At 72.7% G+C, this 22,467-nt stretch carries 20 protein-coding genes; 11 read left to right on the plus strand and 9 right to left on the minus strand.

The genetic code is table 11. From position 1 onward, the window contains the following. Nucleotides 1-28: 28 nt before the first annotated feature. Together ACXDC7_RS02265 and ACXDC7_RS02270 are read right to left on the minus strand one after the other, a co-directional pair. A complete protein-coding gene (locus tag ACXDC7_RS02265) occupies nt 29-1,033 on the minus strand; it encodes a hypothetical protein (protein WP_459221039.1) in 1,005 nt (334 codons plus the stop codon). Nucleotides 1,034-1,172: 139 nt separating this feature from the next. Then, nucleotides 1,173-1,706 (minus strand): TetR/AcrR family transcriptional regulator, encoded by a 534-nt coding sequence (locus ACXDC7_RS02270; protein WP_459221040.1) that lies wholly within the window; start codon nt 1,704-1,706, stop codon nt 1,173-1,175. A 70-nt stretch (nt 1,707-1,776) separates the two neighbouring features. On the opposite strand from ACXDC7_RS02270, the gene ACXDC7_RS02275 reads away from it, so the two are divergent. Next, nucleotides 1,777-2,775, plus strand: a complete 999-nt coding sequence (locus ACXDC7_RS02275; RefSeq protein WP_459221041.1) for an FAD-dependent monooxygenase — start codon at nt 1,777-1,779, stop codon at nt 2,773-2,775. Here the strand turns inward: ACXDC7_RS02275 and ACXDC7_RS02280 are convergent, their stop codons facing one another. Beyond that, complete coding sequence (locus ACXDC7_RS02280) at nt 2,776-4,305, minus strand: ATP-dependent DNA ligase (protein ID WP_459221042.1); 1,530 nt, start codon at nt 4,303-4,305, stop codon at nt 2,776-2,778. 125 nt (nt 4,306-4,430) lie between these two features. Between ACXDC7_RS02280 and ACXDC7_RS02285 the strand changes: the two genes are divergently transcribed. Genes ACXDC7_RS02285 through ACXDC7_RS02295 form a run of 3 tightly spaced genes read left to right on the plus strand, consistent with a single transcriptional unit; the run spans nt 4,431 to nt 8,065 of the window. Continuing rightward, on the plus strand, nt 4,431-5,582 hold the full coding sequence (locus tag ACXDC7_RS02285; protein WP_459221043.1) for an acyl-CoA dehydrogenase family protein: 1,152 nt from the start codon (nt 4,431-4,433) through the stop codon (nt 5,580-5,582). Nucleotides 5,583-5,601: 19 nt separating this feature from the next. Then, entirely contained in the window at nt 5,602-6,192 is a 591-nt protein-coding gene (locus ACXDC7_RS02290; protein WP_459221044.1) for a flavin reductase family protein, read from the plus strand. Nucleotides 6,193-6,223: 31 nt separating this feature from the next. Then, entirely contained in the window at nt 6,224-8,065 is a 1,842-nt protein-coding gene (locus tag ACXDC7_RS02295; protein ID WP_459221045.1) for a cation:proton antiporter domain-containing protein, read from the plus strand. 190 nt (nt 8,066-8,255) lie between these two features. On the opposite strand, the gene ACXDC7_RS02300 is transcribed toward ACXDC7_RS02295, so the two are convergent. Beyond that, nucleotides 8,256-8,936, minus strand: a complete 681-nt coding sequence (locus ACXDC7_RS02300; protein WP_459221046.1) for a 4a-hydroxytetrahydrobiopterin dehydratase — start codon at nt 8,934-8,936, stop codon at nt 8,256-8,258. Nucleotides 8,937-8,984: 48 nt separating this feature from the next. Next, on the minus strand, nt 8,985-9,740 hold the full coding sequence (locus ACXDC7_RS02305) for an SIR2 family NAD-dependent protein deacylase (protein ID WP_343045900.1): 756 nt from the start codon (nt 9,738-9,740) through the stop codon (nt 8,985-8,987). A 131-nt stretch (nt 9,741-9,871) separates the two neighbouring features. On the opposite strand from ACXDC7_RS02305, the gene ACXDC7_RS02310 reads away from it, so the two are divergent. Genes ACXDC7_RS02310 through ACXDC7_RS02325 form a run of 4 tightly spaced genes read left to right on the plus strand, consistent with a single transcriptional unit; the run spans nt 9,872 to nt 14,947 of the window. Then, nucleotides 9,872-10,924, plus strand: a complete 1,053-nt coding sequence (locus tag ACXDC7_RS02310; protein WP_459221047.1) for an extracellular solute-binding protein — start codon at nt 9,872-9,874, stop codon at nt 10,922-10,924. A 10-nt stretch (nt 10,925-10,934) separates the two neighbouring features. Further along, nucleotides 10,935-12,455 carry an ABC transporter permease gene (locus ACXDC7_RS02315; protein WP_459221048.1) on the plus strand — a complete coding sequence of 507 codons (1,521 nt, stop codon included), beginning with the start codon at nt 10,935-10,937 and terminating at the stop codon, nt 12,453-12,455. Then, nucleotides 12,452-13,483 carry an ABC transporter ATP-binding protein gene (locus tag ACXDC7_RS02320; RefSeq protein WP_459221049.1) on the plus strand — a complete coding sequence of 344 codons (1,032 nt, stop codon included), beginning with the start codon at nt 12,452-12,454 and terminating at the stop codon, nt 13,481-13,483. Before ACXDC7_RS02315 ends, ACXDC7_RS02320 begins: the two co-directional genes overlap by 4 nt. A 45-nt stretch (nt 13,484-13,528) precedes the next feature. Continuing rightward, on the plus strand, nt 13,529-14,947 hold the full coding sequence (locus tag ACXDC7_RS02325; protein ID WP_179445007.1) for a protealysin inhibitor emfourin: 1,419 nt from the start codon (nt 13,529-13,531) through the stop codon (nt 14,945-14,947). Here the strand turns inward: ACXDC7_RS02325 and ACXDC7_RS02330 are convergent, their stop codons facing one another. Beyond that, nucleotides 14,948-16,231, minus strand: coding sequence for a cation:proton antiporter (locus ACXDC7_RS02330; protein WP_459221050.1), 1,284 nt, complete (start codon nt 16,229-16,231; stop codon nt 14,948-14,950). Nucleotides 16,232-16,340: 109 nt separating this feature from the next. On the opposite strand from ACXDC7_RS02330, the gene ACXDC7_RS02335 reads away from it, so the two are divergent. Beyond that, nucleotides 16,341-16,991 (plus strand): hypothetical protein, encoded by a 651-nt coding sequence (locus ACXDC7_RS02335; protein ID WP_459221051.1) that lies wholly within the window; start codon nt 16,341-16,343, stop codon nt 16,989-16,991. A 7-nt stretch (nt 16,992-16,998) separates the two neighbouring features. Here ACXDC7_RS02335 and dinB read toward each other — a convergent pair whose 3' ends face one another. Together dinB and ACXDC7_RS02345 are read right to left on the minus strand one after the other, a co-directional pair. Then, complete coding sequence (dinB, locus tag ACXDC7_RS02340; RefSeq protein WP_459221052.1) at nt 16,999-18,219, minus strand: DNA polymerase IV; 1,221 nt, start codon at nt 18,217-18,219, stop codon at nt 16,999-17,001. Nucleotides 18,220-18,276: 57 nt separating this feature from the next. After that, a complete protein-coding gene (locus ACXDC7_RS02345; RefSeq protein WP_459221053.1) occupies nt 18,277-18,990 on the minus strand; it encodes a transporter substrate-binding domain-containing protein in 714 nt (237 codons plus the stop codon). A 98-nt stretch (nt 18,991-19,088) separates the two neighbouring features. Between ACXDC7_RS02345 and ACXDC7_RS02350 the strand changes: the two genes are divergently transcribed. After that, on the plus strand, nt 19,089-19,850 hold the full coding sequence (locus ACXDC7_RS02350) for an IclR family transcriptional regulator (RefSeq protein WP_459221054.1): 762 nt from the start codon (nt 19,089-19,091) through the stop codon (nt 19,848-19,850). A gap of 58 nt (nt 19,851-19,908) precedes the next feature. On the opposite strand, the gene ACXDC7_RS02355 is transcribed toward ACXDC7_RS02350, so the two are convergent. Further along, the gene (locus tag ACXDC7_RS02355) at nt 19,909-20,715 is read right to left on the minus strand and encodes a hypothetical protein (RefSeq protein WP_179445001.1); all 807 of its coding nucleotides are present in this window, start codon (nt 20,713-20,715) and stop codon (nt 19,909-19,911) included. A 144-nt stretch (nt 20,716-20,859) separates the two neighbouring features. Between ACXDC7_RS02355 and hutH the strand changes: the two genes are divergently transcribed. Then, on the plus strand, nt 20,860-22,401 hold the full coding sequence (gene hutH, locus ACXDC7_RS02360) for a histidine ammonia-lyase (RefSeq protein WP_459221055.1): 1,542 nt from the start codon (nt 20,860-20,862) through the stop codon (nt 22,399-22,401). Nucleotides 22,402-22,467: the final 66 nt, after the last annotated feature.

Here is a 22,467-nt window from a genome sequence, read left to right on the forward strand (position 1 = left end):
CTGGCCTATGTGACCGGCGGGTAACGAGTCACGAGCCGGTTGACCCCGGCTCGGGTTCGGCGCCGCTGCGGGCGCCCGAGCCGGTGCCCGCATTCGACCCCGAATCCGTGCCCCCGTCGCCCGATCCCGAACCGTTGCCCGAGCCCGAGTTCGACCCGGAGTCCGCGTCGGAGTTCGAGCCGGACCCGCCGGATCCACCCGACCCGCCCGATTCACCGGACCCGCCCGCCTCGCTCGTCGGCCGGCTCCCGGGATCGGCACTCGGGGTGGAGCCCTCGGCGTCCGGGGTGGGCCGCACGCTGGGTTCGGCGCTGGCGCGCGGTTCGGGGGTACGCCCGGTCGGCTCGCGCTCGGAGCCGGACCCGGGGCGTTCGGTGGGCCCGTCGGCCGGTTCGGTGCCGCCGCCGTTCGGCCGGTCGCCGCGCTGCAGCGCGGTGACGGTGGTGCCGCTGCCCCGCGGGTCGGACAGCGGGTGCCCGAGGACCGCCTCGACGCCGGTAATCACGGCCATCGCCGCGACCGCGATCAGCCCGGCGGCGCCGACGACGATGCCCCACCGGATCCGGCGCCGGCGACCCGGTGACTCGGTTGGTTCGGTTGGCTCGGTTGGGCCGGTTGGGCCGGTTGGCTCGGTTGGGTAGGGCGCGGCTTCCGCATCCGCCCCGACCGCCGCAACCGGCTCGGTGGGCGGGTCCTCGGTCCGGGCGGCGGCCTCGGTCCGGGCGGCGGTACGCGGAAGCACCCGCGTCGCCTCCGGATCCGCCGCCTGGGGCGTACCCCCGCGTCCGCGGCCGCGCAGCGCGGCGAGCTTCTCGGCGTTCAACCTCAACGAATTGCTGTAGAGGGTCCCGCCCACGGTGGCAATGACGCTGCCGAGCGCGGCGCCGACGACCGTGCCGGCCACGCCGAGCCGGGAGGCCGCGACGGCGGAGGTGATCGCCGCGAGCGCGCTGCCGATGACCTGGAGGAAGGACAGGTCGCCGACGAGCCTGCGGGAGGTGGAGCGGGGTGCTTCGGATTCTTCGGTGGACATGCGCCTGCCAGGGTCGAGTTGGGTGACGGAGTCTTCGACGGTAGGTCGCCGGGCGCCCCGACCAAACCCCGCTGGCGCGATCAGGACCACGGTCCGACCCACGCGCCCCGGCGCACGACCGTGGGCGGGAACTGCCCGATCAGCCCGGCACGATGCGCTCGATGCTCGGCCGCGGATCGAAGCCTGCACGGGGGAAGCACAGTTGGTGCAGGAGCAGGCCGTCGAGCTGATCGAGGATCGTGGCCAGCGCGTCGGCGGCCAGCCCGGCCGCGGCGAGCTCGCCGCCCGCCCAGGCCTCGATCCCGCTCCGCGACTGCTCCAGCGCGCCCCGCAGCGTCGGGTTGTCGGCCGCCGCGAGGAACAGGGCATAGCGCGCGGCCGTGAGGTTCCGCTCGGCGGTCAGCGCGCGATCCAGCCAGGCGGCCAGCGCGTCGATCAGGTCGGCGCGTCCGGTGAGCCGGCCGGGCGCGACGGCGCGCCACAGCTCGCGGTCGCGCTCGGCGACCCGGCTCGCCACGGCCCCCAGCAGCGCCTCCCGGGTGCGGAAGAGGTTCGACGTCGAGCCCTCCGGCAGGCCGGCCGTGCGGTCCACCACCCGGTGGGTCAGCCCGCGCATGCCGGACCGGCCGAGCACATCGATCGCGGTGTCGACGACCAGCTCTCGTCGCGCCATGGCACGAAGCTACCGACCGCCTCCGACACGGCGATTGCGCGACCCGACACTACATTTGTAGTATTGCCTCATGCGGACGGCGGTGATCATCGGCGGCGGGATCGGCGGCCTCGTGCTGGCGGGGCTGTTGCGGCGTGCGGGCGGGTGGGAAGTGACGGTGCACGAGCGTGCCTCCGCGCTGCCGGCCAGCGGCACCACCCTCGGCATCTGGCCGGACGCGATGGCGGTGCTCGACCGACTCGGGATCGGCGAGCGGCTGCGCGCGGCGGCGACACTGCAGTCCCGCGGTCGCCTCTGCCGACCGGACGGGTCGACCATCGCGCGAGTCGACCGCGAACCCGGGGCCTGGTTGATCAACCGGCCCGAGCTGCTGGCGGCCGTCGCCGACGCGAGCGGCAAGATCAACTTCGGCTCACCGATCGACGACCCGGGATCGGCGGCCGGCGCCGATCTGGTGGTCGGCGCCGACGGCGTACACAGCCCGACCCGGGCGGCCCTGACCGACGCCGGCGTACGACGCCCGGGGATCACCATCTGGCGCGGGGTGGCGCGCACGCCGTGCACCGAGCTGATCGAGACCTGGGCGCCCGGCGCGCTGTTCGGGATGACGCCGCGACCCGGCGGGTCGACCAACTGGTACGCCACGATCGCCACGCCGCCGGCCGACGCGCCCGCCGAGCTGCCACGCCTCTTCCGCGACTGGCACCCGCCGGTGCGCGCGGTGATCGATGCGATCGCCGACGACACCGTGCTGCGGCACGAGGCCCTGCTGGCGCCGCCGCTGCGCCGGTACGCATCCGGGCGGATCGCCCTGATCGGCGATGCCGCACACGCGATGGCGCCCAATCTCGGCCGGGGCGCGTGCGAGACGATCCTCGACGCGGGCGCGCTCGCCGACCACCTGGCCGGCCTGCCCGTCCCCGAGGCCCTCGCCGCCTACGACCGCGACCGCCGCCGCGCCGCCACCGGGGTCCAGCGCGCGTCGTCGGTCATGGCCCGGCTGGCCATGGCCCGGCGCGCGCTGCCCGCGCGCGACCTGCTGGCCCGCGCCGCGGTGCGGGTCGGCTGATCAGCCCGCGCCGAGCGCGCGTACCTGATCGATGGTGTCCGCCTCATCGGCGCGCTTGTCGTCGCGGTAGCGCAGCACGCGGGCGAAGCGCAGCGCGACGCCGCCGGGATAGCGGGTCGAGCGCTGCACCCCGTCGAAGGCGATCTCGACGACCTGCTCGGGGCGGAGCTTGATCACCCAGTCGTCGTCGCCGACCGGCCCGTCGGCCAGCTCGGTGAACCGCCGGGTCTGCCAGGCGAGCATCTCGTCGGTCATTCCCTTGAAGGTCTTGCCCAACATCACGAACTCGCCGGTCCCGGGGTCACGCGCGCCGAGATGGATGTTCGACAGCATCCCGCGCCGACGACCGCTCCCCCGCTCGACGGCCAGCACGACAAGATCGAGAGTGTGTCGCGGCTTGACCTTGATCCAGCCGGATCCGCGGCGCCCGGCGCTGTAGGGGGCCGCCAGGTCCTTGATCACCACGCCTTCGTGCCCGTCGGCGATCACGGCATCGAAGAAGGCCCGGGCGGCGTCGGCATCGGGGCGATCGAGGCGCCGGATCCGGTACTCCTGCGGCACCAGTTGGTCGAGCCGGCGCTGGCGTACCTCCAGCGGCTGGTCGATCAGCGCCTCGCCGTCGATCGCCAGCACGTCGAAGATCGCCGGCACCAGCCGGTGCCCCGCGCCGGCCGGCACCTCTTGGGTGGCGGTCCTGGCGGCGGTCTCCTGGAACGGCCGCGGGCGCCCTCGGTCGTCGCTGGCCAGCACCTCGGCATCGATGATCAACTCCTCGGCCGGCAGCGCGGCGATCACCTCCGCCACATCGCCCAGCCGCTCGGTCACCTCGTCCAGGCTGCGGGTGAACAGCCGCACCCGGTCACCGGACTTGTGCGCCTGGATGCGGATCCCGTCGAGCTTGGTGTCCACCGCGACCGGGCCGGAGAGCTTGGCGAAGGCGGCGGCGACATCGGGTGCGGAGCCGGCGAGCATCGGGCGTACCGGCCGACCGACCTCGAGCGTGAACGCGCGCACCGCCTCGGCGCCCCCGGCCATCGCCGCCTCGGCGACCGGTGCGGTCGCGCCGCTCAGCATCACGGCCCGCCGCAGGTCGGCCAACGGTACGCCGGACGCGGCGGCGACGGCATCGACGATGGCGGCATCCAGCGCGCCCTGGCGCAGCTCGCCCGAGACCAGCCCGCGGAGCAGCCGCTGCTCGGGCGCGGTCGCCGCACCGAACAGCTCCGCCAACGCGAACGCCCGCGCCCCCTGGGAGCCCGGGCCGGACAGCGCGGCGATCCGCTCGAACGCCGCATCGACCTCCGCCAGCGTCAATGTCGGTCGCTCGGCGGGCCCGGGCAGTTTGCCGAGCGAGGCCCACCCGACGCCCGTCCGCCGCTGCCGCAGCTCGCCGGCCAGGTAGCTGGTCAGCACGGGCAGGTCCGCGGGCTCGGCACGCCGGAGCAGGTCGGCGAGCAGATCGCGCTTGGCATTGCGTGAGCGGGTGGCGGCGAGCGCCGCCGAGGTCTCGGCGACCTCGTTCAGCAGCATGGCGGCATTCTGCCGCGCGCCGCCGACATCCGCCGCGTGCCGAGCCGCCCGCGCCGACCCCACCCGCTCCCCACCCGGCCGCCTTGGCAGGATGGGCCGTCCGAGCACCGGCAAGGAGGCTGGCGATGGGCCGTCCCAGGGCGATCTTCGACACCGAGCACGAGGACTTCCGCAAGATCGTGGCCGAGTTCGTCGCGCGCGAGATCGCGCCGCATGCCGAGCAGTGGGATGCCGACGGCATCGTCTCCCGCGAGGTCTGGCGCGCCGCCGGGCAACAGGGACTGCTGGGCTGGTTCGTCGCCGAGGAGTACGGCGGCGGCGGGGTGGGGGACGATTTTCGCTACAACGCCGTGCTGACCGAGGAACTCACCCGCCTTGGCGGCTCCGGCGTCGCGCTGTCCCTGCACAACGACGTGATCGGGCCCTACCTGGTGCGGCTGGCCGACGACGAGCAGAAGCGGCGCTGGCTGCCCGGCTTCTGCAGCGGCGAGTTGATCACCGCGATCGCGATGACCGAGCCGGGCGCCGGCTCGGACCTGAACGGCATCGCCACCCGCGCCGAGGACCGGGGCGATCACTGGCTGCTGAACGGGCAGAAGACCTTCATCAGCAACGGCATCTTGTCCGATCTGATCATCGTCGTCGCCCGTACCGATCCCGATGCCGGGCACAAGGGCATCTCGCTGCTGGTCGTCGAGCGCGGCATGTCGGGCTTCGAGCGCGGACGCAATCTGGCCAAGATGGGCCAGCACGCCCAGGACACCGCCGAGCTGTTCTTCACCGACGTCGTGGTGCCGAAAGCGAATCTGCTGGGTACGCCGAACCGCGGCTTCGCGCACCTGATGGAGAACCTGCCGTCGGAGCGGCTCGCGATCGCCGTGGCGGCGGCATCCGCCGCCGAGAAGGCGTTCGCGCTGGCATTGGAGCATGCACGGACCCGACAGGCCTTCGGCCGGCCGATCGGCGCGTTCCAGCACAACCGGTTCGTGCTGGCGGAGCTGGCGACCGAGGTCGACGTGATGCGTACCTATGTCGATCACTGCATCGCCCGGATGGTCGAGGGAACGCTCGACGCGGTCGGGGCAGCGAAGGCGAAGTGGTGGACGACCGAACTGACCCAGAAGATCATCAACGCGGCGGTGCAGTTGCACGGCGGCTACGGCTACATGAGCGAGTACGAGATCTCCCGGATGTACACCGACACCCGCGTACACACGATCTACGGCGGAACCACCGAGATCATGAAGGAGATCATCGGCCGCTCGCTCGGCATCTGAGGGCCTACGATTGTCGACCATGACGACTCTCGACCCGGCCGCCCTTGGCCCGTCGCGGACGTACAAGCTGCTCAGCGCGCTCGTCGTGCCACGACCGATCGCCTGGCTGGGCACGATGTCTGCGGACGGCGTACCGAATCTCGCGCCGTTCAGCTTCTTCAATGTCGTCTCCAACGATCCGCCGACGGTGATGGTCAGCATCACCAACCGGCCGGACGGCCGCGACAAGGACTCCCTGACCAATCTCGATCATGATCCGGGGGCGACGATCAGTCTCGTCTCCTATCCGCAGTTCGAGCAGATGTGGCATTCCAGCCTGACGCACGAGCCGGAGGTCGACGAGTACGCCGCGGCCGGCCTGCCGACCGAGCCCGGCGATCGGGTGGCGGCGCTGCGGGTGGCCGATGCGCCGGCCGCGCTGGAGGTCACGCGTACCCGCCGGATCGAGGTCGGTGCGTACACGCTGAACCTGCTCCGGGTGCTCGCGCTGCACGTCCGCGACGACCTGATCGACGAGCGCCTGCACGTCGACCTGGCGGGGCTGGACGCGGTCGGCCGCCTGTCGACCCGGTTCATCCGCGTCGACGACATCTTCGAACCGCCGAACTGAGACCAGCCGGCACCTGGGAGATCATTGCCGGGTGGAGAACCTGCCCTACCTGATCGCCGTGGTGGTCGCGGTGCTCGTCACGGCCCGGCTGGCGCGGGCGATCGCGCTGCCCGCGCCGCTGCTGCTGGTGGCGGTCGGCGTGATCGCCTCCTACGTCCCGTTCATCCCGCAGGAGCCGCTGGACGCCGAGCTCGTCCTGGTCGGGCTCCTGCCGCCGCTGTTGTATGCCGCCGCCCGGCAGTCCTCGCTGATCGAGCTGAAGAACGAGCGCTGGAAGATCGCCTTCCTCTCGGTCGGGATGACCCTGTTCACCACCATCGGTATCGGCCTGCTCGCCTGGTGGTTGCTGCCCATCCCGCTGCCGGCGGGGCTGGCCCTCGGCGCGATCGTCGCGCCGCCCGATGCCGTCGCCGCCTCGGCGATCGGCCGCCGGATCGGCCTGCCGCGCCGCGTCGTCACCTGGTTGGAGGGCGAGTCGCTGTTCAACGATGCGACCGCGCTGGTCGCCCTGCGGACCGCCATCGTCGCCCTCAGCACCACCGTCAGCCCGGGCGAGGTCGCCCTCGACTTCGTGATCGCCGCCGGGGGCGGCGTCGCCATCGGCGTACTGCTCGCGATCGTGATCAATCGCGTGCTGCGCGTCGTGCGCGACCCGGTCTCGACCACGGCGATCACGCTGATCACCCCCTATCTGGCCTATCTGCCCGCGGAGGCGGTCGAGGCCTCGGGTGTGGTCGCGGTCGTGGTCACCGGCGTGATCGTCGCGCACCAGGCGCCCCGGGTGCAGAGCGCCGCCGCGCGGACCAGCACTCGGGTGAACTGGGCCACGATCCAGTTCCTGCTGGAGAATGCGGTCTTCCTGCTGATCGGCCTGCAGGCGCGTTGGATCATCGACGCGGTGATCGTTTCGCCGACCTCGACGGTCGGCGCCATCGAGTTCGCGCTGATCGCACTGGTCGCGGTGTTCGTGCTCCGGCCGATCTGGAACCTGATCGGCTGGCCGTTGCTCACCCGCGGCGAACGCATCCCGATGTCCTATCTGGTGATCACTTCGTGGGCCGGGATGCGGGGCGTGGTCACCCTGGCCGCCGCGCTCACGCTGCCCGCCGACACCCCGCTGCGCGAGGTGTTGATCTTGACCGCGATGGTCGTCACCGCGGGCACGCTCGGACTGCAGAGCCTGACCCTGCCCGCGCTCGCCCGCCGGCTGGGGGTACGCGGTCCCGACCCGCGGGAGGATGCCCTGCAGGAGGCGATCCTGACCCAGCACGCCACCGACCGGGGCATCGCCGCCCTCGATGCCACCGATGACATCGACGACGAGATCCGCCAGAACCTGCGCAACCTGGCCGAGCGCCGCTCGCACATCGCCTGGGAGCAGTTGGCCGATCCGGACGGCGAGTACGAGACGCCGAGTGAGGCGTACCGCCGCGTCCGGATGAAGATGCTCGACGCCGAACGCGAGGAACTGCTCCGGCTGCGGACGACCGACGGCACCGACCAGGAGGCCGTGAAGAATGTGCTCGCCGGGCTCGACCTCGAAGAGACCGCCCTCGAGGTGGCACAGGTACGCCATGCCCGCCGCTCGCGCGAGTTGGAGACCGAGCCACCGGGCGGGGACTGCGCCGAGTTGCGCGCCGCCCCGCACACCGTCGCGCCCGACCATCCCGAGACCTGCCCGGACTGCGAACGCGACGGCACCAATCCCGTCCAGCTACGGATCTGCCTGACCTGCGGTCACGTCGGCTGCTGCGATTCCTCTGTCGGGCGGCACGCGACCCGGCACTTCGAGGAGACCGGGCACCCCGTGATGCGCAGCTTCGAGCCGGGAGAGTCCTGGCGCTGGTGCTACCGACACCGGATCACAGGGTGAGACAGCTTGGCGTCCATCCGGCGAAACACTTGCTAGCGACCCCATTCGGGGCAACACTTGGTGCCGGGAGTAGGAACCAGCCTTGCTGGGGGGCGGGCTGGCGCAAATCCCGGAGCAGGCGGGAGACGTGTCAGACGTCTCCCGCCTTCTCTTTCCCCACCCGCGATCCCTTGCCTGACAGTGATTGCGCTCAGCGCGCGAGCGGGCCGTCCTGCGCCAGCGGCGGCAATCCCTCGGTCTGGCCGCAGATCCGGGCCTGATTGCCGACCGGATCGGCCACCAGCCACCAGTTCGGCGCGTACTCGTCGCTGACCAGAGATCCGCGCGCCTCCAGTGTGGCCCGGACAAGATCACCCGGTGCGTCACCTGCATCGACGGTGACATTCACCCGGAAGCGACCCTGGCCATCGTCCCCCGTGATCTTGACGACCTCGTGATCATCGCCGATCACCAGCTCCTCCCCGGCCGGCGGGTTCGGGCCACGCAGCACGGCGAGCCAGAACGGCACGGCCGCCGACGGCACCGCCTCCCCCGCCCGGAAGCTCAGCGATCCGCCCTCGCGGCTGACGCCCTGCTCGGCCGCGAGCCCGGAGATCGTTGCGGCCAGGGCGGTATCGCGCTCGGTCACCGCGCCCTGATCATGGCTGTGCAGGGCGAAGTCGATCCGGCCGTAGCCGAGGGTCACATCGGGATGGTGGTCGGCGGCATCCGCCGCGTCGGCGACGGCGTCGAGCAGGCGTACCGCCGTGCGGAAGTCCCCCGTGTCGTAGCGCGCCTTCAGCACACCCCCGGCATAGGTCCAATCGGCAAGGCCGAGCCGCTCCAGCTCGCTCGGGTCGAAGGCGGCGGCATCCGCGGAGTTCGAGGTCATGGACCCGACGCTAGGACCGCCCCGCCGCGACGCGCCAGTGCCCGGGGATCAGTCGAGCGCGGCGACGAGAGCGGGCAGCCCCGTACCCGCGGTGGTACGCCAGGCGAAGTCGGCGTAGGGGCTGAAGGCCGACTCCGCGGGGTTCACCTCGATGGTGGGTACGCCGGCCGCGAGCGCCTGCAGCGGCAGCCCGGCCGCCGGGTGGACGAGTCCCGAGCTGCCCACCACGAGCACCAGGTCGGCCTCGGTCGCCGCCTGCTCCGCGCGGGCGAGGTCGCGCTGCGGCAACAGCTCGCCGAACCAGACGATGCCCGGGCGTACCGGCCCGGCGCACGCTCCGCAGACCGGCGGCTCCAACCGCTCGACCTGTTCGTCGGGGATCTCGACCGCCCCGGTGTAGCGGCGGTCGCAGTCGAAGCAACGCAGCTCGAACAGGCTGCCGTGCAGATGGGCGAGCACCTCGCTACCCGCCCGCTCGTGCAGGTCGTCGACGTTCTGGGTGGCGATCCGCACCTGCACGCCGTCGCGGCGGCCCCACTCGGCCAGCGCGCGGTGCCCGGCATTCGGCTGCACCTGCTGCATCAGCCGGCGGCGCCAGGCGTACCAGGCCCAGACCAGCTCCGGATCGGTCTCGAAGGCCTCCGGCGTGGCCAGCGTCATCGGGTCGTATCGGGCCCACAGCCCGGTCTGCGCGTCGCGGAAGGTGGGCACGCCACTCTCCGCGCTCATCCCCGCACCGGTCAGCACGGTGACGCGACGCGCCTCGCGGGCCAGCCGGACGATCTCGGAGGGTGGCTCGCTCACGCGAGCACGGTATGTCGATCCCACCCAGCGCCGCCAACCGCACCGGTCGCGCGGCCCGGTTCGGCAACGACGAGCACCAGCAGCTAAGGTTCGCCTAATCTTACTTTCTGACCAAAGAACGGGAGAACGACATGCGTCGATCCATGGGCGCGCTCGCCACACTCGCCCTTCCGCTGGCCCTGCTGCTCGGTGCCTGCGGACAGGGCCAGGCCGGCTCCGCGCCGGATACGGCCGGGACGAGCACCACTGAGCCGGGCACGGTGACGCTGTACAGCGGCCGCGACGAGAAGCTCGTCGGCCCGATCATCGACCGCTTCCGTGCCGAGACCGGCGTGAACGTCGAGGTCCGCTACGGCAACTCGGCCGAGATGGCGGCCCAGCTCGCCGAGGAGGGCGAGGCGACCCCGGCGGACGTCTTCTACTCCCAAGAGGTCGGGGCCGTCGGTGCCCTCGCCCGCCGCGACCTGATGGGCCAACTGCCGCAGGCGACCATCGACCGGGTCGCGCCGCAGTTCCGCCCGGCCGCCGACCGCGCCTGGGTCGGCGTGACGGCCCGCTCGCGGGTGCTCGTCTACAACGAGGGCGCACTGGGCGACGCCCCGGCCCCGACCGGGATGGAGGGGCTGACCGATCCCGCGTACCGCGATCTCGTCGGGCTCGTGCCCGGCAATGCCGGATTCCAGGCCGCGATGACCGGCTTTCGGGTCTCTCGCGGCGAGCCCGCCGCGGAGCAATGGCTGCGCGACATGAAGGCGAACGGGGTCAACACCGGCTATGAGTCCAACGGCGACCTGTTGGAGGCCGTCGGTCGCGGCGACCAGGCGATCGGGCTGATCAATCACTACTACTGGGCGCGGCAGGAGCCGGCCGAGCGCGACCGGACGAAGATCGTCTTCCCGACCAGCGACGACCCGGGTGGCCTCGTCAACGCGACCGCAGCCGGCGTGACCAAGAAGGGCGAGACCAACCCCGCAGCCGTGCAACTGATCGACTACCTGCTCTCGGAGACCGGCCAGCAGGCATTCGTGGACGAGACCTGGGAGTACCCGGTGGTGCCCGGCATCGAAGGTCCCGCCGACATCCCGCCGCTCGCCGAGCTCGGCGGCCCGAAGATCGACCTGACCGACCTGGACTCCCTGGAGCAGACGCAGGCGATGCTGACCCGCGAGGGCTATCTCTCGTGACCGGCGCCCCATGAGCCGCGTCGGGCGGCCGCCGCTCGGCCTGGCCGCGGCGGCCGTCCTCGCCATCGCACTGGCGGTGCTGCCCCTGGCCTATCTGGTGCTCCGGGCGCTCGACGGCGGGGCTGCCGGGGCTGCCTCGCTGATCCTGCGATGGCGGACCGTTGAGCTGTTGGCCGTCTCGATCGGTCTTGCCGTCGCCGTGACCGCGAGCTGTCTCGTGATCGGGACCGGACTCGCGTGGCTGATCACCCGCACCGACCTTCCGGGCCGCAGGTTCTGGCAGGTTGCGTGCGGACTGCCGCTGGCGTTGCCATCCTATGTGGCCGCGTGGAGCTGGATCGCCGTGAATCCGGCGCTGGCCGGGTTCGCCGGCTCATGGCTGGTGTTGACCTCCATCTCCTATCCGTATGTCTATCTGCCCGCGATGGCGGCGCTGCGGCGTACCGATCCGGACGCCGAGGCGGTCGCCCGAACGCTCGGCCTCGGTCAGGCGGCGACCTGGGCGCGGATCGTGATGCCGCAGCTACGGCCCGCGCTGGCGGGCGGGGCCCTGCTGGTCGGGCTGTACGCACTGAGCGACTTCGGTGCGGTCGCGACGATGCGGCTGGAGGTGTTGACGACGAGCATCTTCCGCTCCTACCGATCGCTGTTCGACATCACCCCCGCGGCCGTGCTGGGTTGCCTGCTGGCCGGATTGGCGTTGCTGGTGGTGGTGATCGAGCAGCTCACCCGACGCGGCCGCGCGCGCCTGGCGGCGCGGGTGCCGCGGCGGCAACCGATCGTGCCGCTCGGTCCCTGGCGGTGGGTCGCGCCGCTCGCCCCCGCGGGGGTGCTGGCGGTGGCGCTGATCGTGCCGGGGATCGGCATGGCGGAGTGGCTGGGCCGCGGGGCCGTGGCATTCGAGATCCAGCGGACCGCGGTGGCGCTCGGTTCGACCGTGGTGGTCGCCGCGCTCGGCGCAGCCTGTGTGGTGGCGATCGCGTTCCCGCTCGCGGTGCTGGCCGTACGCTGGCCCGGTCGGCTCGCCCGGGCCGCCGAGCTGGCGGCCTACGCCGGCCACGCGCTGCCCGGCGTGGTCGTCGGGTTGGCCGTCGTGTTCTTCGGGATCAGGTTCGCGCGTCCCGTCTACCAGGAGCTGCCCCTGTTGATCATGGCGTACGTGATCTTGTTCTTGTCGCTGGCGCTGGGCGTGACACAGGCGGCGGTCGCGCAGGCGCCGCCGGCGCTCGAGGATGTCGCGCGCACCCTCGGCCACAGCCCCCGGCGGGCTCGGTTGTCGATCACCGGCCGCCTCGCGGCACCCGGGCTGGCGATGGCCGGCGCGCTGGTCTTCCTGACGGTGATGAAGGAACTGCCCGCGACCCTGTTCCTGCGCCCGACCGGCATGGAGACGCTGGCCACCGAGCTCTGGGGCAGGATCAGCGCTGCCTCGTACGCGGCTGCCGCCCCCTATGCGATCGCCGTGGTGCTGGTCGCGGCGGTGCCGACGGCGGTGCTGGCGTTGTTCGGCGAACGGCGGGAGCGGGCGTGAGCGACCTGGAGGTGCGCGGCGCCGCGCGCCGATTCGGCGATGTGCCGGCACTGGACGGTGTCGATCTTGAGGTGCCGTCGGGTCGGCTGCTGGCGGTCCTCGGCCCGTCCGGCTGCGGGAAGACAACGCTGCTGCGGGCGATCGCCGGGATCGCGCGGCCCGACGCGGGCACGATCGTCCTCGGCGGGCAGACCTTGGACGGACCGCGGGTGCACCTGCCGCCCGAGCGACGCGGGGTCGGCCTGGTGCCGCAGGAGGGCGCACTGTTCCCGCACCTGACCGTGGCGGGCAATGTGGGCTTCGGCCTGCGGCGCCTGGCCCGGCCCGAGCGCGCCGAGCGGGTCTCCGCGATGCTGGAGCTGGTCGGCCTCGGGGGCCTCGACGCGCGCGGTGTGGACGAGCTGTCCGGCGGCCAGCAACAGCGGGTGGCGCTGGCCCGGGCGCTCGCGCCGCAGCCGGGCGTCGTCTTGCTGGACGAACCGTTCAGCGCGCTGGACGCCGCGCTGCGCGCGGAGCTGCGGGCCGAGGTGGCCGCCCTGCTGCGGCGAATCGGCGCGACCGCACTCCTGGTCACCCACGATCAGACCGAGGCGCTGATGATGGCCGACGCGGTTGCGGTGATGCGCGACGGGCGGATCGTCCAGCACGGGGCCCCGCGGGAGGTCTATGCGCGCCCGGTCGACCCCTGGGTCGCGCGCTTCGTCGGCGAGGCGGTGCTGCTCGGCGGCGAGCTCGACGGGCCGCTGGTACGCACCGCGGCCGGGGCCGTGCCGGTCGCCGCGCCGGCCCGGCCAGCGGGCCCGCGGGTGCTCGCGTTCGTGCGGCCGGAGCAGGTGGTGCCCGATCCCGAGGGGGCGGCCGCCCGCGTGCTCGGGCTGCGCTACGCCGGCCCGGACGGCCTGGTGCGGCTCGAGCTCGGCGACGGCACCGCCATCAGCGCGCGCTGGCCCGCGCATGCGTTGCCGACGCCCGGGGAATCGGTCCGGATTCGGCTCGTCGGGGAGGCCATGGCGTACCCGGCGGATTGATCGCCCGGACGTCTGCTTGTCGGCACCCAGGAGCACACTGGAGCCATGAGCATCCCGATGCTGTTGCCGCCCTATCTCCTCGAGGCGATCGCCGAGCGCGGGCCCGAGCCCGCCGCCGAGCGCGCCCGCGCCACGCTGCGCCGCGACGCCGAGATCCGTAGCGCCCGCTCGACGACGTCCCCGGCGCCGCCGACACCCGCTCCGGGCGCCACCCCCGGCCAACCCAACCGGACGATCTTCTCGGCCAACAACACCGAGCAGTTGCCGGGCGACGAGGCCCGCGCCGAGGGCGCGCCGGCCACCGGCGATCCCGCGGTCGATGAGGCCTACGACGGCCTCGGCGCCACCTGGCAACTGTTCTTCGACGCCTACTCCCGCGACTCCCTCGACGGGCGCGGGATGCCGATGCTCGGCACCGTGCACTACGGCACCGACTACGCCAACGCCTTCTGGGACGGCAAACAGATGGTCTTCGGCGACGGGGACGGCGAGCTGTTCAACCGGTTCACCGCGAGCCTGGACGTGATCGGTCACGAGCTCAGCCACGGGGTCATCGAGTTCACCGCCGGCCTGCGCTATGCCGACCAGTCCGGCGCGCTCAACGAATCCGTCGCCGATGTCTTCGGCGCCCTGGTCAAGCAGCACCAACTCGGCCAGACCGCGGACCAGGCGGACTGGCTGATCGGTGCCGAGCTGTTCACCGACAAGGTGCGCGGGGTCGCGCTGCGTTCCATGATCGAACCCGGCAGCGCCTACGACGACCCGGTGCTCGGCAAGGATCCCCAGCCCGGCCACATGGACGGTTTCGTCACCACCACCGACGACAACGGCGGCGTACACATCAATTCCGGCATCCCGAACAAGGCCTTCCAGCTCGCCGCGACCGCCCTCGGCGGCAATGCGTGGGAGCGCGCCGGCGCGATCTGGTACGCCGCCCTGACCGGCGACCAGATCAGCGCCGACTGCGACTTCGCGACCTTCGCCCGACTCACCAGCCAGGCCGCGGCGGCGATCGGCGAGACCGAGGCCGAGGCGGTACGCCGGGCCTGGGCCGAGGTCGGCCTACCGGTCGACGAGGCGCCGGACGCCGAGCAGCGGCCCGCCCCCGCACCGGCGAGTGAACCAGCACCGTCGAGTGAACCAGCACCGTCGAGTGAACCTGGGGCGCCGGACGACCGAATCGGCGATGACGCCGAGCTCTACCTCGGCCGCTCGGGCGGCTTCACCGGGATGAGCCGGTCGCGGGAGTTCCGGCTGGGCGAGCTGTCGCCGCCCGATGCCGACTCCTGGCGACAGTTGCTCGGCGGCCCCGAGCTGACCACGTGGAGCCGCTCCGACGCGCCGGAGCCGGATCGCTACACCTACCGGGTCGCGTGTCGCACGGTGCCGCTCGATGTCCAGCTCCCCGAGCCCGAGCTGCCCGATCAGGTTCGCGAGCTGTTCCACCGCACCCTCGACGGCTGATCAGGCCGCCGCGGCCCGGATCCGTTCCAGGCGGCGCATCACCGGGGTCGCGAAGATCCCGTGCACCAGCACCGACACGATGATGGTGAAGGCCATGGTCGACCAGAGCTCGCGGAGCTCGGGGAAGACCGCCTGACCCTCGGCATAGGCCAGGTAGTAGACCGAGCCGACCCCGCGTACCCCGAACAGGGCGATCGCCCACCGCTCGGCCACACCGATCGGCTCCGACCGGTGCCCCACCCGCAGCGCGACCCAGCCGGCCAGCGGCCGGACGACGAAGACCAGCGCGAGCCCGACCAGCACACCCGGCCAGGTCAGCGCCGCCAGCAGCCCGTTGGTCAGTGCGATCCCGAGCAGCAACAGCACCATCAGCGTGAGGATCTGTTCCAGGCGTTCGATCATCGAATGCATCGTCTCGTGGTACTCGTGGCCGCGTTCCTGGGAGCGCAGGGTCATCGCCGCCGCGAACACGGCCAGGAATCCGTAGCCCTGGGCGACCTCCGCGAGGCCGTAGACCGCCAGCAGCGCGCCCAGTGCCAGCAACGGTTCACCCCGGCGGGCCACGGCCAGCGACTCGCGAGCGGACCGGAACGCGATCTTGCCCAGCAACCAGCCGCCGACCACACCGATGATCACGCCGATGGCGATCTTCGCGATCACATACCAACCGACCCACTTCAGGCCCCACTCCGCGACCGGACCCGCCGTGGCCAGCAGGATCGCCGCATAGACGAAGGGAAAGGCCAGCCCGTCGTTCAGGCCCGCCTCCGAGGTCAGCGCGAACCGCACATGATCGGATTCCTCGATCTCGTCATGATCATCGGTGACCGATGGTCCCTCGACCTGGACATCGGAGGCCAGCACCGGATCGGTCGGGGCCAGGGCCGCCCCGAGCAGCAGCGCGGCCGCCGGGGCCAGGCCCATCACCCACCAACCGAGCAGGGCGACGCCGGCGATGCTCAGCGGCATCGCGATCAGCAGCAACCGCCAGGTCAGCGACCAGCCCCGCCAGCTCCGCGGGCGGAGCAGGCTGAGCGGGCGATCCAGCGCCAACCCGACGCCCATCAGGGCGACGATCACGGTCAGCTCGGCCAGGTGCTCGGTGAAGGCCTGCTGGCTGACCGGGTCGAGGCCGTACTTGTCGAACGGCAACAGCCCGATCACCGCGCCCACACCGACGAGGACGATGGGCGCCGAGACGGCACAACGCGACAGCGCGATCGGCAGGACGACCGCGAGCAGCAGGGCGAGACCCAACACCAGATAGATGAGATCGGCCGACATAGTCGATCTATCTACCCGAGCCGGGGCCGGTCAGACAAACCGGCCGGTGGTGCCGTCAGCCCCGTCGTGCGGCCCCACCCCTGACCGGCGCCCGTGCGATCATCGGCGGATGGACCTGCCGACGGCGTTGATCATCGGCGGCGCGCTCCTGCTCTCGGCCGCGCTGTTGATCGGGATCGGCCTGCTGCACCGAAGAATCATCCGGCAGCGGGAGCGGGACGGGCACTCCGGGCCCGAATCCGCCGCCCTGCTGAGGCGGCTCGGGCTGGCCGGCCTGGTGCGGAACGCCTCGGGGATCACCACCTGGTCCCAAGCCGGGCGAAATCTGACCGCGGCCCGCACCGACGGTCGCGGCTGGGCGACCAGCCGGGGCGGTGGGAACATCCGCATCGAGACCCGGCTCACCATCAGCGGGCTCTCCTACAGCCTGGTCGCCGTCCAACTGCCCGCCGCCCTGCCGACGATCAACATCGTCAAGGGCGGCCGGATCGAGCGTTCCGATCTCGATGTCGAGTCGGCGCGGTTCAACTCGGCCCGCGACGTGATGGCCGACGACGACCAGCTCGCGCATGCCGTGCTCTCACCCAACGTGATCGCCCTCCTGCAGGACCTGCCGAAGGACCTGACCGTCCAGGTCATCGGTGATCACCTGATCAGCTTCCGTCGTGGACGTCCCGATCCCGCGGAGGTACGCGATCGCGCCGCCACGCTGATCGCCATCGCCGAGGCCGTCCCGGACTTCGTCTTCCGGCGCGGCTGAGGGTCGATCAGTCCGGCAGCAGCGGCACCTCGGCGCCCGCATCGCGGCCGACCAGCACACCGCGCGTCACCGCGCCCCGGCCCCAGCGCCGCCGGACCTCGTCCAGCGCCGCATCCAGCTCCGTGTCGTGCAGCGGATCCAGCGGCAGGGTCGGCTGCAGGCTGCCGGGCTGATCGAGATTGGCGAGCGTGATCCCGATCAGCGTGCAGCCGCGCTCGATGATCAACGGCAAGGCGTCGCGCAGCAGCCGTCGCGCCGCGGTCATGATCAGCTCGGTCTGCGACGTGGCACCGGGCAGGGTGTGCGAACGGGTGACCCGGGAGTAGTCGTCGAAGCGCAGCCGCAGCACCACCGTCCGGGCCTGCCGGCCGGCGCCACGCAACCGCTTGCCGAGCCCGTCGACGATCCCGAGCACCGCGGCGTCCAGCTCGGCGGCGCTGTGCGCGCCGCGGCCGATGGCGCGCTGGGAGCCCATCGAGCGGCGGCGTACCCCGGTGCGGACGCGCCGCGGATCGCGCGCGTGCGCCAGCGCGTGCAGATGCCGCGCCGCGCCCGGCCCGACGATCCCGGCCAGTCGGCGCTCGGACTCGGCTGCGAGCTGGCCGACGGTGACGATCTGCTCCCGAGCCAGCTTCTCCGCGGTGGCCTCGCCGACACCCCACAGCCGCCGCACCGGCAGCGGATGCAGGAACGCCAGCTCCTCGCCCGCGGGCACCTCCAGCAGGCCGTCGGGCTTGCCGACCGCGCTCGCCACCTTCGCCAGGAACTTCGTCGTCGCGATGCCGACGGTGATCGGCAGCCCGACGCGCTCGCGCACCTGCGCGCGCAGCCGCGCCGCGATCGAGGCCGGCGAGCCGCGGATCCGGCGCAGGCCCGCCACGTCGAGGAATGCCTCGTCGATCGAGATCGGCTCCACCAGCGGCGTGGTGTCGTCGAACACCGCGAACACCGCCCGGCTCGCCTCGGTGTAGGCCGCGAACCGGGGCGGCACGACGATCGCCTCCGGGCACAGCCGACGCGCCCTGGCGCCGCCCATCGCCGTGCGCACGCCGCGGGCCTTCGCCTGATAGCTCGCCGCGAGCACCACCCCGCCGCCGACGATCACCGGCCGGCCGCGCAGCCGCGGGTCGTCGCGCTGCTCGACCGAGGCGTAGAACGCGTCCAGGTCGGCGTGCAGGATGCTCGCCGCCGCCCGCCCGTCGCCGCCCGGCGCCCCCGCCTCGCTCACGCCACCAGCATCACAGCGCGCACCGACAACCCGGCCGCGCCGGCCGGGCCGTCGCGCTCAGTCGGCGGGCGGCGCGACGGTCGCGACCTGCCCGGCGCGGGCGAGCGCATCGGCGACCAGCCCGGACGCCTTGGCCCGCTCGACGAATCCGCGAAGGTACGCCGCGGCGCCCGGCGCGAGCCCTCGCGGGCCCGCGACCGCCTGCCGGATCTGCATGAACGCCGGCTCCACCACCCGCAGCCCGTGCGCGCGGGCGTACTCGGTCACCGGCGGCCGGATGCCGGCGAGCACGTCCGCGCGCCCGTCGGCCAGCACCTGCGGGCCGTCGGCGCCGCGGACCACCTCGGCGGCCGCCAGCGTTCGCGTCAGGTAGAGGTCGTAGGCCGAGCCCTCCTTCACCGCGATCCGTACGCCGGCGCGGTCGACCTCGTCGGCGGCCGCGAGCTCACTGCCCTCGGGCACCGCGTACACGCCCTCGATCAACAGGTAGGGGGCGGTGAAGATCACCTGTTCGGCGCGGGCGGGCTCGTCGGCGAGGAAGGCGATGTCCACCTCGCCCGCGACCAGCGCGTCGAATGCCTTGCGCGCCCCGTCGACCGTGCTCAGCCGCAGGTCGACACCAAGATCATCGGCCAACGCTCGGGCGAGCTCCGTCGTCACCCCGCTCGGCGCATCGGGCGTACCACCGGCGAGCACCGGATTGCCCAGGTTGATCACGGCGCGCAGGGGACCGGTCGGCGCCAGCGCGGCGCCGGGCGAAGTCTCGTCCATGCCCGTGATCATCCCAGAGGAGTCACCTGGACCAACGGGGTCTCGACAAGCGCGACCAAGCTCGACCAACGGATGGCGCGGCCTGACACACTGGGCGGATGCAACAGCGGGCACCTGCGGCCGGGCACGCGCTCGGGGTGTTGAGCCTGCTGGCGCGCCAGCCCGAACCGCTGCCCGCCACCAGGATCGCGGCCGAGCTGGGCCTGCCGCGGTCCAGCACCTACCACCTGCTCGGCGTACTGGTCGATCACGGCTACGTCGTGCACCTGCCCGAGGAGCGCCGCTACGGCCTCGGGGTCGCTGCGCACGAGCTGGGTTCGGCGTACGCCCGGCAGGCGCCGTTGCAGCGGCTCGCCCGCCCGCTGCTGAACCGGCTGGTCGACCGGAGCGGGCACAACGGGCACTTCGCGGCGCTGCACGGCGGCGACGTCGTCTATCTGATCGAGGAGCGGGCGCCGGGGCGCCCGTCGCTGGTCACCGATGTGGGCGTACGCCTGCCCGCCCACCTGACGGCCAGCGGGATGGCGCTGCTCGCCGCGCTCGGGCCGCGCCAGATCCGCGCGCTCTACCCCTCTGCGGCCGCGTTCACCCACCGGCTCGAGGCCGGCCCGCGGACGCCGACGCAGCTTCGGCACGCGCTGATCGACGTGCGCGGCGCCGGGTACGCCTGCGAGCGCGGCTCGGTCACCGCCGGCCTGTCGTCGGTCGCGGTCGCGGCGCTCGACCACACCGGCCACCCGGTCGGAGCGTTCGCGCTGACCTATCCCGATCCGGGTACGCCCTCCGACGAGGTCACGGAGTTGATCATCGGGGTACGCGATGCCGCCGCCCGGTTGGGTCGCCGGCTGCACCGCGGGTGAGCTTTCGAGACGTGGTCTCGACCGCGCTCGGCCTGGCGCCTCGCCGGCTCGACCGGCGCTACTTGCAGGCGGGCGCCTTCTCGTAGCCCGCGATCGCGTCGTCGAAGGCGTTGATGTTCGGCGGGGCCGCGCCCCACGCCTTGCGCCAGATCTCCGCGGCATCGGGATTGTGTTCGTGCCGCGAGCGGGCCATGTCGGCCTGGTGGCGGCGCCAGTCCTTCATCGCCGCCTCGGCGCGCTGCATCGGCCGCGCCTGGGCGTCGAGGCGCTGTTGGCACTGGTCCATCCGCTTGGTCTCCGCGGCCGACGCGTCGGCGGACCCGCCGCAGTCGCCGTCGGTGCCGGAGAGCTCCTTCTTCGCATCGTCGTAGCGCCGCAGGTCGTCCGGACCGGCCTCACGGGTGCGCTTGAAGATCGCGTCCATCTGATCGGTGTCGATCTTGTCCGAGTTGACGTCGGTCTGCGCCTGCACGTGCTCCGACCAGTGGCCCACACCGGTGCGCGCCTCGCTGATCACCCGATCGCCCGCCGCCACCCGCGCGACACACGCGCTCAACTGGTCGGCGCTGGGGGCGGAGACCGACGGAGACGACGCGCTGGTCGGCTCCGGGCTGGCCGGCCCCAAGCTGGGTGGCTCCTGGCCGGGAGGCGCGGGCTCGTGCGACGCCGGGTCGTGCTGTTCCGGCGTGCTGGCCGCGACGGGCGCGCCGGGCGCGGCGCCGATCCCCATTTGCCGGGCCGCCAGGCCGACCCCGAAGCCGGCGAGGATCGCCAGCGCGACGGCGCCGACGATCAGGACGGCACGGCGGCCTCCGCTTCTGGGCGGTACCGGCGGTCCGGGCATGGCCCGGCGCGCTTCACTCATGTTCTGTCTCCCCCGAGCAGCAACGGCACTGTGCCTTCGGCGCAGCTTATCCGGACTCGGCGTCAGGGCAACTGTCTCGAATCCGAGACGGCAACGCTGCCGGCCGCGCAGGGACGGCGTTTCGGGTCGACTGCAATGGCAGGCATGAGCGAGATCATGATCAGCATCGGCCCGCTGAGCGCCGCCGAGGTGGTCGCGGTTGCCCGCGACGGGGCGCGCGTACGGCTGACCGAGGAGGCAGTGGACGCGATCGCCGAGACGCGGAGCGTGATCGCCGGGCTCGCCGAGGACCCGGTGCCCCACTACGGGGTGTCCACCGGGTTCGGGGCGCTGGCGACCCGGCACATCCCGGTCGAATCGCGAGCCCAGTTGCAACGCTCGCTGATCCGTTCCCACGCCGCCGGCACCGGCCCCGAGGTCGAGGCCGAGGTGGTCCGCGCGCTGATGCTGCTGCGGTTGTCGACGCTGGCCACGGGCCGGACCGGGGTACGCCCGGCCACCGCGCAGGCCTATGCGGCGCTCCTGAACGCACAGATCACCCCGGTGGTCCGCGAGTACGGCTCGCTGGGCTGTTCGGGTGATCTTGCCCCGCTCGCCCACTGCGCGCTGGCGATCATGGGCGAGGGTGAGGTACGCGTGGCCGGTGGCGAGATCGTCGACGCGGCGACGACCTTGTCCGAACACGGCATCGTGCCGGTGGAGCTGGTCGAGAAGGAGGGGCTGGCGCTGATCAACGGCACCGACGGGATGCTGGGCATGTTGATCATGGGGCTGGCCGACCTGCGGCGGTTGTCGATCACCGCCGACATCACTGCGGCGATGAGCGTGGAGGGGCTGCTCGGCAGCGACGCCGTGTTCGCGGCAGACCTGCAGGCGCTGCGCCCGCAGCCCGGCCAGGCAGCGTCGGCAGCCAACCTGCGTGCACTGCTGGCCGGCTCGCCGATCCGGGAATCGCATCGCGATCCGGCCGCCTGCACCCGCGTACAGGATGCCTATTCATTGCGCTGCTCGCCCCAGGTGGCGGGCGCGGTCCGCGACACCATCGAACATGCGGCCGCCGTCGCCGGCCGGGAACTGGCCGCGGCGGTGGACAATCCCGTGGTCACCCCGGACGGCCGGGTGGAGTCCAACGGCAATTTCCACGGCGCGCCGATCGCCTATGTCCTCGACTTCCTGGCCATCGCCGTCGCCGACCTGGCGAGCATCAGCGAGCGGCGTACCGACCGCTTCCTCGATCGGGCGCGCAACAACGGGCTGCCGCCGTTCCTGGCCGACGATCCGGGCGTGGACTCGGGCCTGATGATCGCCCAGTACGGGCAGGCGGGCATCGTGGCGGAGCTGAAACGGCTGGCGGTGCCGGCGTCGGTCGACTCGATCCCGAGCAGCGCGATGCAGGAGGATCACGTGTCGATGGGCTGGTCGGCGGCCCGCAAGCTGCGCCGGGCGATCGACGGGCTCACCCGGGTGCTGGCGATCGAGCTGCTGACCGCGGCGCGGGGCATCGAGCTGCGCGCGCCGTTGCGACCGGGGCCGGCGACCGCCGCGGTGATCGCCGCGCTGCGCGAGGGCGTACCGGGCCCCGGGCCCGACCGCTTCCTCTCCCCCGAGATCGAGCGGGCCGTCGCGTTCGTCGGTTCCGGCGACGCGGTCCGCGCCGCCGAGGCGGTGACCGGGCCGCTCGCCTGAGACCGACCGCTCGGCGCGGAACCCGGGAGGCGGGTGCCGGACTCGTCGGGACCGATCGGCCCGAGG

This window comes from Naumannella huperziae, assembly GCF_054073625.1.

Excerpts from the sequence above, each read along its gene's own strand:
- ACXDC7_RS02265 (WP_459221039.1), bottom strand. The coding sequence starts at position 1,033 with ATGTCCACCGAAGAATCCGAAGCACCCCGCTCCACCTCCCGCAGGCTC.
- ACXDC7_RS02270 (WP_459221040.1), bottom strand. The coding sequence starts at position 1,706 with ATGGCGCGACGAGAGCTGGTCGTCGACACCGCGATCGATGTGCTCGGC.
- ACXDC7_RS02275 (WP_459221041.1), top strand. The coding sequence starts at position 1,777 with ATGCGGACGGCGGTGATCATCGGCGGCGGGATCGGCGGCCTCGTGCTG.
- ACXDC7_RS02280 (WP_459221042.1), bottom strand. The coding sequence starts at position 4,305 with ATGCTGCTGAACGAGGTCGCCGAGACCTCGGCGGCGCTCGCCGCCACC.
- ACXDC7_RS02285 (WP_459221043.1), top strand. The coding sequence starts at position 4,431 with ATGGGCCGTCCCAGGGCGATCTTCGACACCGAGCACGAGGACTTCCGC.
- ACXDC7_RS02290 (WP_459221044.1), top strand. The coding sequence starts at position 5,602 with ATGACGACTCTCGACCCGGCCGCCCTTGGCCCGTCGCGGACGTACAAG.
- ACXDC7_RS02300 (WP_459221046.1), bottom strand. The coding sequence starts at position 8,936 with ATGACCTCGAACTCCGCGGATGCCGCCGCCTTCGACCCGAGCGAGCTG.
- ACXDC7_RS02310 (WP_459221047.1), top strand. The coding sequence starts at position 9,872 with ATGCGTCGATCCATGGGCGCGCTCGCCACACTCGCCCTTCCGCTGGCC.
- ACXDC7_RS02315 (WP_459221048.1), top strand. The coding sequence starts at position 10,935 with ATGAGCCGCGTCGGGCGGCCGCCGCTCGGCCTGGCCGCGGCGGCCGTC.
- ACXDC7_RS02325 (WP_179445007.1), top strand. The coding sequence starts at position 13,529 with ATGAGCATCCCGATGCTGTTGCCGCCCTATCTCCTCGAGGCGATCGCC.
- ACXDC7_RS02330 (WP_459221050.1), bottom strand. The coding sequence starts at position 16,231 with ATGTCGGCCGATCTCATCTATCTGGTGTTGGGTCTCGCCCTGCTGCTC.
- ACXDC7_RS02335 (WP_459221051.1), top strand. The coding sequence starts at position 16,341 with ATGGACCTGCCGACGGCGTTGATCATCGGCGGCGCGCTCCTGCTCTCG.
- ACXDC7_RS02345 (WP_459221053.1), bottom strand. The coding sequence starts at position 18,990 with ATGGACGAGACTTCGCCCGGCGCCGCGCTGGCGCCGACCGGTCCCCTG.
- ACXDC7_RS02350 (WP_459221054.1), top strand. The coding sequence starts at position 19,089 with ATGCAACAGCGGGCACCTGCGGCCGGGCACGCGCTCGGGGTGTTGAGC.
- ACXDC7_RS02355 (WP_179445001.1), bottom strand. The coding sequence starts at position 20,715 with ATGAGTGAAGCGCGCCGGGCCATGCCCGGACCGCCGGTACCGCCCAGA.
- hutH (WP_459221055.1), top strand. The coding sequence starts at position 20,860 with ATGAGCGAGATCATGATCAGCATCGGCCCGCTGAGCGCCGCCGAGGTG.